The sequence below is a fragment of the Micromonospora sp. NPDC047753 genome, assembly GCF_040642735.1.
Classification (GTDB): Bacteria; Actinomycetota; Actinomycetes; order Mycobacteriales; family Micromonosporaceae; genus Micromonospora.
In genome coordinates this window covers 1-12,893 of sequence record NZ_JBEYSL010000167.1, presented here as the reverse complement: position 1 = coordinate 12,893, position 12,893 = coordinate 1, and the positions used below count along the sequence as shown (strand labels likewise).

8 protein-coding genes and 3 pseudogenes are annotated in these 12,893 nt (G+C 71.5%); 5 read left to right on the top strand and 6 right to left on the bottom strand.

Annotated features, from left to right (window positions below; all coding sequences use genetic code 11):
• A partial coding sequence (locus ABZ749_RS16365) for a low temperature requirement protein A (RefSeq protein ID WP_357228398.1) occupies positions 1 to 941 on the bottom strand: 941 nt, incomplete at its 3' end.
• 113 nt (positions 942 to 1,054) lie between these two features.
• On the opposite strand from ABZ749_RS16365, the pseudogene dnaG reads away from it, so the two are divergent.
• Positions 1,055 to 2,957: pseudogene (gene dnaG / locus ABZ749_RS16360) on the top strand (DNA primase).
• Complete coding sequence (locus ABZ749_RS16355; RefSeq protein WP_355009809.1) at positions 2,958 to 3,494, top strand: hypothetical protein; 537 nt, start codon at positions 2,958 to 2,960, stop codon at positions 3,492 to 3,494. It abuts the pseudogene before it with no gap.
• A 9-nt stretch (positions 3,495 to 3,503) separates the two neighbouring features.
• Here the strand turns inward: ABZ749_RS16355 and ABZ749_RS16350 are convergent, their stop codons facing one another.
• A complete protein-coding gene (locus ABZ749_RS16350; protein WP_357228395.1) occupies positions 3,504 to 4,523 on the bottom strand; it encodes a TAXI family TRAP transporter solute-binding subunit in 1,020 nt (339 codons plus the stop codon).
• Positions 4,524 to 4,624: 101 nt separating this feature from the next.
• Positions 4,625 to 5,833 (bottom strand): annotated as a pseudogene (locus ABZ749_RS16345) (TRAP transporter large permease subunit); the annotation flags it as partial.
• A gap of 149 nt (positions 5,834 to 5,982) precedes the next feature.
• Between ABZ749_RS16345 and ABZ749_RS16340 the strand changes: the two are divergent.
• Positions 5,983 to 6,681, top strand: a complete 699-nt coding sequence (locus ABZ749_RS16340) for an SDR family oxidoreductase (protein ID WP_357228392.1) — start codon at positions 5,983 to 5,985, stop codon at positions 6,679 to 6,681.
• Between the two features lie 61 nt (positions 6,682 to 6,742).
• Here the strand turns inward: ABZ749_RS16340 and ABZ749_RS16335 are convergent, their stop codons facing one another.
• On the bottom strand, positions 6,743 to 8,194 hold the full coding sequence (locus ABZ749_RS16335) for a M28 family peptidase (protein WP_357228389.1): 1,452 nt from the start codon (positions 8,192 to 8,194) through the stop codon (positions 6,743 to 6,745).
• A 202-nt stretch (positions 8,195 to 8,396) separates the two neighbouring features.
• Here ABZ749_RS16335 and ABZ749_RS16330 point away from each other — a divergent pair, with 202 nt between their 5' ends.
• Positions 8,397 to 11,174, top strand: coding sequence for an ATP-binding protein (locus tag ABZ749_RS16330; RefSeq protein ID WP_357228386.1), 2,778 nt, complete (start codon positions 8,397 to 8,399; stop codon positions 11,172 to 11,174).
• A 14-nt stretch (positions 11,175 to 11,188) separates the two neighbouring features.
• On the opposite strand, the gene ABZ749_RS16325 is transcribed toward ABZ749_RS16330, so the two are convergent.
• Together ABZ749_RS16325 and ABZ749_RS16320 are read right to left on the bottom strand one after the other, a co-directional pair.
• Positions 11,189 to 11,947: a hypothetical protein gene (locus ABZ749_RS16325; protein WP_357228383.1), complete on the bottom strand. Its 759-nt coding sequence runs from the start codon at positions 11,945 to 11,947 to the stop codon at positions 11,189 to 11,191.
• On the bottom strand, positions 11,944 to 12,444 hold the full coding sequence (locus ABZ749_RS16320; protein WP_357228380.1) for a SigE family RNA polymerase sigma factor: 501 nt from the start codon (positions 12,442 to 12,444) through the stop codon (positions 11,944 to 11,946). Before ABZ749_RS16320 ends, ABZ749_RS16325 begins: the two co-directional genes overlap by 4 nt.
• A 138-nt stretch (positions 12,445 to 12,582) precedes the next feature.
• Here ABZ749_RS16320 and ABZ749_RS16315 point away from each other — a divergent pair.
• Positions 12,583 to 12,893: pseudogene (locus ABZ749_RS16315) on the top strand (hypothetical protein); the annotation flags it as partial.

Genomic DNA, 12,893 nt, shown 5'->3' with positions numbered 1-12,893 from the left:
GGCAGGTGGTTGGCGTTGTCGTCGACCAGCCGGACCACCTGCCCGAGTGACCAGCCGAGCAGCAGCAGCGCACCGCCGAGCGGAATGTGCAGGTAGCTGTACGCCTGGCCGCCGCGCAGCCGGCGCTGGAGCAGGCGGGTGGTGACGAATGTGGTGTAGACCCACCAGACGGCCGCCGGGATCAGGAAGGCCAACGCGGCGGTGAGGATCATGTGGGGCGGGGGGTGGTCCGGCACGGCGAAGAGCAGGCTGGCCAGCGCGCTACCCAGCACGATGATGGTGAACTGCCCGATCCGTTCCGGCAGGTGCCTGTTGTCCACCGGCCAGCGGTTGAGCCAACGCGCCCCGACCCAGGGCGTCGACAGTTCGATCAGCATCGCGACGAACCACAGGACGGGTCGCAGCTCGGTGGGCACGATCAGCGACACCAACCAGATCAACCAGCCCGACCCGAAGCCGATCAGGTAGATGGTCGTCACCATCCGGGCCATCGGACTGGTGGAACGGGCGCGCAGGTACAGCAGGAGCAGCACACCCCGCACGATCAGGTACCCGATGGGCAGGAGCACGCTCTCCGGCACCTCGTCGACCCCGAGTGTCATCGCGCCCGCGCCCACCAGCGCGACGAGCACCAGCACCCGGTGCAGCGCGTCGTCCGGGTCGAACCGGGTGTCGTAGTAGACCTGTCCCATCCAGGCCCACTGGATCACCACGAAGAGCCCGATCACGGCCAGTACGTCGGTCGGCGACGGGCTCGGCTCGTCACCCAGCCGAGCCACCACCGCCGCCAGCGCGTACACGAAGATGAGGTCGAGGAAGAGCTCCAGCCAGGTGGCGTGGCGGTGTCCGGCTTCGTCCGCACCCGGGGTCTGATCGGGTAGCCCGACCCGGCCGGCCAGCCATCTCGGCAGGCGGGGGGCTTGGCTGCGTACCCGGCGCATCTGGTCATGGTCCCCGGGCGGACCCGGCCTGCGGGCCGGAACCGCCCAGCCGGCAGCGGCCGCCGCCACACCGGCGTCCCCCGGCCGGCGTGTCGTCGGTCCGGCAGGGCAGGATGTACGGCGAGGGGGTGGCGCATGGCTGGGCGGATCCGGGACGAGGACATCGCACTGGTCCGGGAACGCACCTCGATCGGGGATGTGATCTCCGAGACGGTCACCCTGAAGTCCGCCGGCGGCGGCAACCTCAAGGGTCTGTGCCCGTTCCACGACGAGAAGAGTCCGTCGTTCAACGTGTCCCCGGCCCGCAACGTCTGGTACTGCTTCGGCTGCGGGGCCGGCGGGGACGCGATCAAGTTCCTGATGGACGCCGACCATCTCAGCTTCGTGGAGTCCGTCGAGCGGCTGGCCGGTCGCGCTGGCATCCAACTGCGCTACATCGAGGACGACAAGGGCACCCCGCGTCCCCGCCCGCAGCAGGGTCAGCGGCAGCGCCTGGTCGCCGCGCACGCCGCCGCCGTCGAGTTCTACAGCGCGCAACTGAGCACCGCCGGCGCGCGGGCGGCACGGGAGTTCCTGGCGCGCCGGGGCTTCGACCGGGCCGCCGCCGAGCGCTACGGCTGTGGCTTCGCGCCGGAGGGTTGGGACCCGCTCACCAAGCACCTGCGCCAGCAGGGCTTCACCCACCAGGAGCTGGTCACCGCAGGGCTGTCCCGGGAGTCCCGTTCCGGCACCCTGATCGACAGGTTCCGTCGCCGGCTGCTCTGGCCGATCCGCGACCTCGCCGGCGACGTGATCGGCTTCGGCGCGCGCAAGCTCTTCGATGACGACGACGGCCCGAAGTACCTGAACACGCCCGAGACGCCGATCTACAAGAAGTCGCACGTGCTCTACGGCATCGACCAGGCCAAGCGGGAGATCGCCAAGCAGGGTCGGGCGGTGATCGTCGAGGGTTACACCGACGTGATGGCCTGTCACCTGGCCGGAGTGACCACTGCGGTGGCGACCTGCGGCACCGCCTTCGCCGCGGACCACATCTCCGTCCTGCGCCGGCTCCTGTTCGACAGCGACGAGGTGGCCGGCGAGATCATCTTCACCTTCGACGGTGACGCCGCCGGGCAGAAGGCCGCGTTGCGCGCCTTCGAAGACGACCAGCGCTTCGTCGGGCGCACGTTCATCGCGGTCAGCCCGGACAACATGGACCCGTGCGACCTGCGGCTGGCCAAGGGCGACCTGGCGGTGCGTGACCTGGTCGCCCGCCGTGAGCCGCTCGTCGACTTCGCGCTGCGGCACGTGATCAGCCGCTTCGACCTGGACACCGTCGACGGCCGGGTCGAGGCGATGCGCCACGCCGCGCCGCTGGTCGCGCGCCTGAAGGACCGGGAGAAGCGCCCCGAGTACGTCCGCAAGCTCGCCATGGACCTCGGCATGGAGATCGAGCCGGTGCAGCGGGCGGTGCTCGCCGCCGGCAACACCACGCCGTCCGGCACCCGCGAGGCCGCCCCCGCCGGTCGGCCAACCTCCGCCCGCCCCGAGCCGGCGGTGGACAGCCCGCAGTCGATGGTCGAGCGGGAGGCGCTCAAACTCGCCCTCCAGCAACCGGTCCTGGCCGGGCCGATGTTCGACACGGTCGAGGCCACCGAATACCGCCACCCGGTGCACGTGGCGGTGCGTACGGCCATCGCGGCGGCCGGTGGTGCCGCGTCGGCGACCGGCGGCGCGGTCTGGATCGAGTCGGTCCGCGACGCCTGCGAGGACCTGGCGGCAGCGGCGCTGGTCGGTGAGCTGGCCGTCGAACCACTGCGGATCGACGGCGAGCCGGACCCGCGCTACGTGTCGATCACCATGGCCCGGGTGCAGTTCGGGTCGGTGACCGCCCGGGTCCGGGACCTCAAGTCACGCATCCAGCGGATCAACCCGGTCAACAACAAGGACGAGTACTTCGCCGCCTTCGGTGAGCTGCTGTCCCTGGAGCAGCACGCCCGGGCGTTGCGCGAGCAGGCTGCGGGAGGGCTCTAGATGGGACTGTTCAGCCGCAAGCCGAAGCTGCCGCCGGCCGACCGGCCGCCGCTGACCGCCGACGAGCGGGTGGTGGCCTGGGCCGCCGCCGGCAACGGCGAGGGCGACGGGGTGGTGGTCGCCACCAACCTCGGGTTGTGGCTGCCCGGTCGAGGGCACCGGCTCGGTTGGCACACCATCCTCAAGGCGGTCTGGTCCGGCCGGCAGTTGACAGTCACTCCCGCCGAGCCCGTCGTCGAGCGCGACGGTTACACGGTGGTCGCCGACGGTCCGGCCGAGACGTACCTGCTGCTCGACCCGGGGGAGCTGCCGCACCAGGTGCGGGCCCGGGTGACCCGTTCGGTCGCGTACACCGAGCACCAGCCGGTGCCCGGCGGCGCGGCGCGGGTCGCGGCCCGACGCGTGGCCGGGGTCGACGGTCTGACCTGGACGGTCCGACTCGACCCCGGCACTCCGACCGACGACGACGCAGTGCTCGCCGACACCGACCGGCTGGTCGGTGTGGCCCGCGCCGCCACCGCGCCGGCCGACGGCTGACCGGTCGGGTCAGTTCGCGCCGAGGTCGTTCAGCGCCTTCTCGGCGCCGCGGTGCAGCGGCACCGGCAGGGTCCGGCGGGCCCTCTCCAGCGTGATCCCCTTGGCCGCCGGGTTGGCCTGGGCCAGAGCGTCGCGCTTGTCGAACACCGTCCGGGTGATCGCGCAGGCCACGTTGGCGTCCAGATCCTTGCGGACCAGCAGCACGTTGGGCACGACGATGGTCGGGGTGTCGCTCGCCGTCTTGTACGCGTCCCGGCCGATCGTGCCTTCCTGGTAGCCGGGGCTCAGCGCGGTCATCTTCGGCAGCAACGGCGAGACGTCGACGAACTTCACCGAGTTGCCGGCCGTGGTGAACAGGTCGGTGAGGCCACCGGTGGGCAGACCACCGGACCAGAAGAAGCCGTCGACGCTGCCGTCCTTGATCCCCTCGACAGTCTTGGTGAGGTCCAGTCGCTGCGCCCGGATGTCCTTGGCCGGGTCGAGACCGGCGGCCTCCAACAGCCGGTTCGCGATCACCTCGGTGCCGGACTTCGGTGAGCCTGTGGAGATCCGCTTGCCGCGCATGTCGGCCACCGAGGTGATCCCGGAGTCGTTGCGGACCACCACCTGCGTGTAGTTGTCGTACATGCGGGTCAGCGCCTGCACCGGCTGCGGCTCGGTGAAGCTGCCCTTGCCCTCCACCGCGTTGACCGCCGTGTCGAACAGCGAGAAGGCCACGTCGTACTGGCCACCGACCAGTTGCTCGACGTTCTGCACCGAGGCGCCGGTCTCGGCGGCGGTGCCGGTGAGCTTGCCGCCGGTCGCCCCGGACAACTGCCCGGCCAGGGCGTTGCCGACCACGTAGTAGACGCCCGTCGCGTTGCCGGTGGCGATGCCGACGCGGGTCTCCTTGGTCACCTCGCAGGTGACCTCGCTGGCCGTGTCGTCAGTGGCCGCGCCGCCCTGCTGACCTCCGCAACCCGCGGCACCGACCGCGACGAGGGCGAGCGCGCTCACGCCCGCCGCGAGCCGTACGTCGATTCGTCTCACAGTTGTTCCTCCACAGGATTTGCTGGTGATCCGGACGTTGACCGGCCGGCGGCGCCGCGTCGGACGAACACGCCCGCCGCCGCGACGGCGGCCAGCGCCGCGCCGACAGTGACCGGCACGGGTTCGAGCCAGAGCAATGTGACGCCGGCGAGAGCGCCCAGCACCCGCTCCGGTACGCCGGCCGGGCCCACACCGGGCAGCCAGCCACCGGCGGCGACGGCGAGCACCGTCACGCTGAGCGCTGTGACGCCGGCGGCGAAGGCGATCCGCTGGACACCACCGATGCCGAGCAGACCGAGCCCCGCCGGCGTGATGACGAACGCGATCGGGGTCAGGTAGGCCGGCAGCGCGTACCGCAGGGTCTGCCACATGGTCGGCACCAGCCGGCCGCCGGTGACCGCGGCGGCGGCCACCGCGGCGAGCGCGGTCGGCGGGGACACCTCGGACAGCACCGCGAAGTAGAAGACGAACATCGCCGCCGCCGGCGCGGTGACGCCCAGGTCGAGCAGGGCTGGACCGACGATCACCCAACCGATCACGAACGACGCGGTGACCGGAACGGCCAGGCCCAGCAGGCTGAGCGCGACGGCGGCGAGCAGCGCGGTGAGCACCAGCACCAGGGTCGGGTCCGACGTGGCCGCCTGCGCCCCGCCGATCAGCAACGCCGCCGCCTGCGGCCCGAGGCCGGTCTTCGTGGTGGTCGCCGTGATGATGCCGGCGGCGGCGCAGACCGCGGTGACGGCGAGGACGCCGCGTACGCCGGTGACGAGCGCGGTCACCAGCCGGCCCGGGGTGAGTCGGTGCGCCCGGTCCAGGTAGGAGAGCACGACGGCGAGGACGATGGCGAACACGACGGCCCGCGTCGCGGACACACCGATGGCGAGGAACACGATGATGGCGATCAGTGAGGCGAAGTGGTAGCCGAACCGGGCCAGCAGCCGCCAGGGCGAGCCGACGTCGATGACCACCGGGCGTACGCCGGAGCGGCGGGCGTCGATCTTGGCGATCGTGCCGATCAGCGTGACGACCTCGTCGCGGGTCATCCCGATGCCGTTGTCGCGCACGGTGAGGGTGCGGGCGTCGCGGTCGACTTCCAGGGCGACGTGCAGGTCGTCGGTGTCGGCGACGAGGTCCTTGTCGACGAGGGTGGCCAGCCGGAGCTTGTCCAGGGCGTCGGACGCGTTCGAGATGAGTTCCCGCAGGAAGACGTCCTTGTTCGAATAGATCGAGTGGACCACCAACTGGAGGAGCTGACGCGCCTCGGCCTGGAACTCCAACGTTTCGGCCTGGTTGCTCACACCGTCTCCCATCTCGGCTCGTACGGAGGTTCGCGGAAAGGATACGAGTCGTCACCGGTCGGGGTGTGGGCGCGTCCGGGTCGTATTCCCGATCCCGTCGACCACCGCCGTGACATAGCTGACTTTGCTCGACAGAAGTCAGGTCGGATAGCGTGGCGGCCATGAAGATCGCTGGAAGCACCGCCCTCGTCACCGGCGCCAACCGTGGCCTCGGCCGACACCTGGCCGCCGACCTCCTCGCCCGGGGCGCCACCGTCTACGCCGGCGCCCGCAACCCCGACAGCGTCGACCTGCCCGGCGTGACGCCGGTCCGCCTCGACATCACCGACCCCGCCTCGGTGGCCGCCGCCGCCGAGCTGGCCGGCGGCGTGAACCTGCTGATCAACAACGCGGGCATCGACACCCGGACCGACCTGCTCGACGGCGACCTGGACCTCGTCCGGCTGGAGTTGGAGACCCACTACATCGGCACCCTGTCGACGATCCGGGCGTTCGCGCCGGTCATCGCCGGCAACGGCGGCGGAACCATCCTCAACGTGCTGTCCGTCCTGTCCTGGGTGAACTTCCCCCTGCACGGGTCGTATGGTGCCGCCAAGTCCGCCGAGTGGGCGATGACGAACGCGCTGCGCCTCCAGCTCGCCGAGCGGGACGTCCGCGTCGCCGGCCTGCACGTCGGCTACCTGGACACCGACATGGCAGCGACCATCACCGGCCCCAAGTCTGACCCCGCCTCGATCGCCCGGCTCGCGGTCGACGGCATCGAGGCCGACGCCTACGAGATCGTGGCCGACGACGTCAGCCGGCGGGTGCAGGCCGGGTTCCCCGGCGGCGTCGCCGCGCTCTACCCACAGCTCCCCTGACCCACGACGTGACGGGCCGCCGCCGGACACTGCCGGCGGCGGCCCTTTTCGGGGTACGCGGTCAGCTCGCCACCAGCGTCACGTCGTCGATCACGAAGCTGGTCTGCAACGACGAGTCCTCGGTGCCGGTGAAGCGCAGCGTCACCGTCTGCCCGGCGAACCCGGCCACCGAGAAGCTGCGCTGGACGTAGCCGGACGCCCTGTTCAGATTCGAGTACGTCGCCAGCGTGGTCGACCCCACCTGCACGGTGAGCCGGTCGTACACCGTTGAGCTGGTGGTCTCGGCCGTGTCGATGTGCAGCCAGAAGGACAGCGTGTAGCTGGCGCACCCTGCCGGCAGTGTCACCGACTGCGTCAGGCTCTCGGTGCCGCTGCGGCCGTTGCCGTTGAGCCACGCCTTGTACGACCCGGTCCGGGCCGGCTGGGCGCTGGCGTTGGTGATCACGCCGGAGGACGCGGTCCACGGCGTGCTGCCGCTCTCGAAGCCACCGTTTCCGACCACCTGGCCGCCGGTGCAGGACGGGGTGCCGCCGCTCACGGCGAGCTGCCACAGCGCGTACGCGACCCCGTCGGCCGCGCGGTTCAGCACCGTGGCGCTGACGTTGGCGGTGGTGTCGCAGGACCGGTGGTAGCAGGGGTCGTACGCGGAGTTGGCGGTGCCACCCCACTTGGCCGCCTGGGAACTGGTCTTGCGGGCGCTGGCCCCGGCGGCGTAGCCCGAGGTGGGGATGCCGGCCTGCTGGAAGTAGTAGTCGTCGGAGCGGCCCTGACCCTCGACGTTCTCCTCCGGTTGCAGGCCCAACGAGTCCCAGTACGCCTTCAGCGGAGCCGCAGTGGTCGAGGTGACCCGGTTGATGAAGTAGCCGCCGTTTGTCGAGCCGACCATGTCGAAGTTGTAGTAACCCTTGATGTAACCGCGCTGGGTGGTGCTGAGCGAGTTGACGTAGAACCGGGAGCCGTTGAGCCCCTGCTCCTCGTCGGTCCACCAGGCGAACCGCACCTTCTTTGTCATGGTCGGGTTCTGCGCGGCCAGGACCAGTGCGTTCTCCAGCAGGGTCGACGAGCCGGTGGCGTTGTCGTTGATGCCCGGACCGGCCGATACGCCGTCCAGGTGCGCTCCGAACATGACCACCTGGTCGGTCGGGCCGCCGGGCCACTCGGCGATCAGGTTGTTCGAGGGGTACGTGCAGCTGGAGCAGTACTGCTCGCTGACGGTGTAGCCGGCCGACTGGAGCCTGGTCTTGACGTAGTTGAGCGAGGCGGTGTAGCCGGCCGAGCCAGCCCGTCGGTTGCCACCGTTGCTGGTGGCGATGGTGTTGAACTGGGTCAGGTGCGCCTGGACGTTGGTGACGGAGATGTCCGGCGCGGCCAACGCGGCGGCGGTCGCGGCGATCGGCCGGGCCTCCGTCATCGTGGTCATGGGCGACGCGGCTACCGGCTGGGCAGCCAGCGTCACCGTCATTCCGGCGAACACGGCAAGCGCGATTCCCGCGCTCAGCGTTCTGCCTCTCATGGGGGCTCCTCGGGGTTGGAGAGATACCCGAGACACTGACAGATCTCTATTTCTTGAGCATCGGTCGTTCGTCCCGAACCGCCGCCGGTTCGACGGTGGGTACCGGCGTCGGCACAGGTGAGTAGAGGTGTCAGGATGGGTAGGTAACGCGGCAGGGGTCGTTGGGCCCGGAACGGGGGCTTGCGATGGGGTCGGATCGAGCGTGACGCGACCCAGCACTGACCTGTTCCTCGGCGGCGGCGACACCGGGCGGTTGATGGCCCGACTGGACTGGGCCGACACCCCGCTGGGCCCGGTCGGCGGCTGGCCGCAGAGCCTGCGCGCCGCCGTCCGGATGGTGCTCTCCTCCCGATATCCCATGCTGCTGCTCTGGGGCGAGAGCTACTCCCAGCTCTACAACGACGCGTACTCGGCGCTGATCGGCGACAAGCACCCCGCCGCGCTCGGCGACGACGTACGGGTGACGCTGGCCGAGGGCTGGCCCGTGCTCGCCCCGCTGATCGAGGAGGCCATGGCGACCGGGGTGGCCAGCTGGGTCCCCGCGCTGCAACTACTGCTGGAGCGGGCCGGCTACCGCGAGGAGGCGTACTTCAGCGTCTCGCACGCCCCGGCCCGCGACGACGACGGCCGCACCGTCGGCGTCCTGACCGTGTGCAGCGAGGTCACCCAGCAGGTGGTCGGCGAACGCCGGCTCCGTCTCCTGCGTGACCTGTCAGTGCTCGGCGACGGGCGCACCGTCGACGTGGACGCCACCGCCGCCCGGCTGATCGACGTGATCGACGGTCACCCCCTGGACGTGCCGTTCGCCGCCATCTACCTGCGCGACGGCACGGCGCTGCGCCGGGTCGCCTGCACCGGCGGCGATCACCGGCACGTTCGGGCCCTGCCGGACGCCGTCGAGCTGACCGACCCGGGTCCGCCCTCGTACACCTGGGGGCTGCCGGACGCCGCCGAGGGCAGGGCGACCCCGGTGACCGACGTCGCCGACCGGCTGCCGCTGCCCGCCGGCCCGTGGAACGACCCGGTCCGCACCGCGCTGGCGCTGCCGCTGCCCTCCGCCGACGAGGATCAGCCGCTCGGCGTCCTGCTCGCCGGGGTCAGCCCCAGCCGGGGGCTCGACGAGGCGTACCACTCCTTCCACCAACTGCTCGCCCAGCAGATCTCCGTGGCGTTGCGAAACGCCCGCGAGTACGAGGAGGAGCGGCGCCGGGTCGAGGCGATGGCGGAACTGGACCGGGTCAAGACCGACTTCTTCGCCAACGTCAGCCACGAGTTCCGTACCCCGTTGACCCTCATCCTCGGCCCGCTGACCGACGCCCTCACCGACGCCACCGCGCCGTTGGCGGCGGTGCAGCGGGAGCGGGTGGAGACCGGCTGGCGTAACGCCACCCGACTGTTGACGCTGGTCAACAGCCTGCTCACCTTCTCCAGCCTGGAGGCCGGCCGGGCGCGCAGCGACGCCCGGATGGTGGATCTGGCCGCGCTGACCGCCGAACTCGCCGGGGTGTTCCGGGCCGCCGTCGAGCGGGCCGGGCTGACCCTCGAGGTGAGCTGCCCGCCGCTACCCCGGCCGGTCGCGGTCGACCCGGTCAACTGGGAACGCATCGTCACGAACCTGCTCTCCAACGCGCTGAAGTACACGTTCATCGGCCGTATCCGGGTCACCCTGGACACCGACGACGAGGAGGTACGCCTCACCGTCGCGGACACCGGCATCGGCATCGCGGAACGGGACCTGCCGAAACTCTTCGAACGCTTCCACCGGGTGCGGGGCGCCCGCTCGCGCAGTCACGAGGGCACCGGCATCGGCCTGGCCCTGGTGCACGAGTTGGCCCGGCTGGAGGGCGGCGACGTGCGCGTGACCAGCCAGGTGGGCGTCGGCAGCAGGTTCACCGTGACGCTGCCCTGGTCGGCCGCGTACCGCACCGCGATCACCGGGCCGGCGGTGGACGGGCGGGGTGACGCGGCCCGCGCCGCAGTCGAGGAGGCGATCGGCTGGCTCACCGAACCGGACGACGCGCCGACCGAGCCCGATCCCACGTCCGGGGCGGCCACCGACGAGCTGGCCGGGGCCCGGATCCTGCTCGCCGACGACAACACCGACATGCGGGCGTACCTCACCCGGCTGCTCACCGGGCAGGGCTGGCGGGTGCGGGCCGTCACCGACGGCCGGCAGGCCCTCGACGAGATTCACCGTGATCTGCCCGACCTGGTCCTGACCGACGTGATGATGCCGGTGCTGGACGGCTTCGACCTGGTGCGCCGACTACGCGCCGACCCGACGACCCGGGCGCTGCCGGTGCTCGTGCTCTCCGCCCGTGCGGGTGGGGAGGCCAGCGTGGAGGGCCTGAGCCTGGGTGCCGACGACTACGTGGTCAAACCGTTCGCCGCGGCCGAGTTGATCGCCCGGATCCGGGCCAGCATCCGCCGGGCCCGCGACCGTACCCCTGCCGTGGCCGTCGGCGGCGACCCGCCGACGGTCGCTGCCGCAGCTCCCCCGGCCGGAACCGCCCCGGTCGGTCCCGCCACGCCGAGCCCGACGGTCGACCCCGTCCGCGACGCGGTCGTCATCGAGCCGGCGCCGGCCGAGCCGGACGGGCTGGGCGACCTCCTGGACGTCGGGTGGACGTTCCCGTCCGCCCCGACCTCGGCCGCCGCGATGCGTCGGGACGTCCGGGGCGCGCTGGTCGAGCTGGACGTCGACCCGGACGTGCTGGAAGATCTCCTGCTCGCCGCCTCCGAGGCCATGAACAACGCCGTCGAGCACGCACAGCGACCCAGCCGTCCAGAGGTACGGGTGCGCGTCCAGGTGGGTGGCGGGCTGATCCGGATCTCGGTTCGGGACTTCGGTACCTGGCGGGACCGCCGGCCGGCGATGGACCGGGGACGCGGCGCGCTGCTGATGAACGCCTACGGTGACGTGCGGCTGGTCTCCACCGCCGAGGGGACGACGGTGACCATCGAGCGTCGGCTGGCCTGAGCGGCAGCAGCGCGTCAGAGTCGGCGGCCGCTGGCGTCGTGGGCGACGATGCCGTCCAGCCGCTCCCCCGGACTGAGCTGCGCCGGGTCGAACCAGAAGATCACCACCTGCTTGTCGGCACTCCATGGCACCACTCGGGCGTCGACCTGCCGATCGTCGACCGTGCCGATGATCCGGTTGGCGGGGCCGACGAAGTAGCCGAAGGTGGGCACCGGCGCGGCAGCGCCCTCGTCGTAGCCGATCTGGTGGAACCCGGCGCTGCGGTCACTGCCGCGGACGTCGTTGACCAGGATGTCCGTGGTCAGCGATCCGTCCAGAGCCTGGCGACCGGCGGCCAGACCGATCGACACCTTGGGTTCGCCGGGCACGGACACCGACACGAAGTAGTAGACCCGCCGGTCGGCGCCGTGCCGCACCTGGGAGTCCACGATCTGGCCCATCGGCTTCGGCTGCGGCACGTCGCGGCCCACCGTCGGCGGTGGCGTGGAGCCCGGCGACTTCTCCGCCCACGGCGAGACACCGACCGACGGTGGAGCGACGGCGACCGGCTGCGGGAGCTCGGTCGGCGCCGGATCGCCCGGCCCGGACGCGCCGACAGCCACCACGACGACCACGGCGGCCAGGCCGGTAGCGAGCGTCGCCGCCCCGGCTCCGGCGACGCGTCGACGGGTACGCAGCCGACGTCCCTCGCGCATCACGGTGGCCAGATCGAGCACGGCGTCGGGGCGCTCGGTCGCCCGCATGGCGTCGCGGAGCCTTTCCAGCTCGCTCATCGGCGCGCCCTCTCGTCGGCCGTGCGGGGCGCGGCGGTGCGCAACTTCTCCAAGGCTCGCGAGCTGGTGCTCTTGACCGTACCGACGGATACGGAGAGTTCCCGGGCCACCTGCGCCTCGGGCAGGTCGAAGTAGTAGCGCAGGACGACGATGGCGCGCTCCCGCGGGCTGAGCGCGCCGAGGATGGTGATCAACCAGCGCCGGGTGGCCACGTCGTCTGCCACGTCGCCACGCCGTTGCTCCGGCACCTCGTCGGTCGGGTACTCCCGCATCGGCCGTCGCCACCCGTCGACCAGATGGTTGACCAACGTGCGGCGGGCGTACCCGTAGGCGTCGTCGTCGTGGATGCGCGACCATGACGCGTAGGTGCGCACCAGCGCGGTCTGCGCGGCGTCCTCGGCCTGGTGGTGGTCACCGGTCATCAGGAACGCGGCGTGCACCAGTCGCGCGGAAGCCGCCCGCGCGAACTCGACGAAATCGGCGTCACCCCGCGCCACCGCGAACCCTCCCCGTGCCACAGAGCTAGAGACGGGCGAGGTCGGCAAAAGGTTGAGCGCTGGGTCACATCAACTTTTCGCCACTGTCACCCGTCTTCTCCTCCGCGCCGCCGCCGAGCGACGCGCGAGGGGAGAGACATGTCGACGAAGGTTACCCGCCGGTGGGGTCCCGCTTCGATGGCGTCACTGCTGGTGGTGGCGCTGCTCACCGGGTGCGGCCTGCCCGCCGCCGGGCAACCCGCCACCGACCCGGTCATCGCCGGGCCGCCGCCCGGTGGACCGGCGACATCCGTCGGTCTGCCGACCGTGGCCGCCGAGGTCCGACCCAGTTCCGCGCCCGTCATCGGAGTCAGCTACCCCGCCACCGGCGGTAACCGCTGGTCGGTGGCGCCCGGCCTGGCCCGGGTCCTCGCACTGTCCCGGTACGTCGCCGACCTGCTCGCCCGCGA

Coding starts and splice junctions, on each gene's coding strand:
- ABZ749_RS16355 (WP_355009809.1), top strand. CDS start 2,958: ATGGGACTGTTCAGCCGCAAGCCGAAGCTGCCGCCGGCCGACCGGCCG.
- ABZ749_RS16340 (WP_357228392.1), top strand. CDS start 5,983: ATGAAGATCGCTGGAAGCACCGCCCTCGTCACCGGCGCCAACCGTGGC.
- ABZ749_RS16335 (WP_357228389.1), bottom strand. CDS start 8,194: ATGAGAGGCAGAACGCTGAGCGCGGGAATCGCGCTTGCCGTGTTCGCC.
- ABZ749_RS16325 (WP_357228383.1), bottom strand. CDS start 11,947: ATGAGCGAGCTGGAAAGGCTCCGCGACGCCATGCGGGCGACCGAGCGC.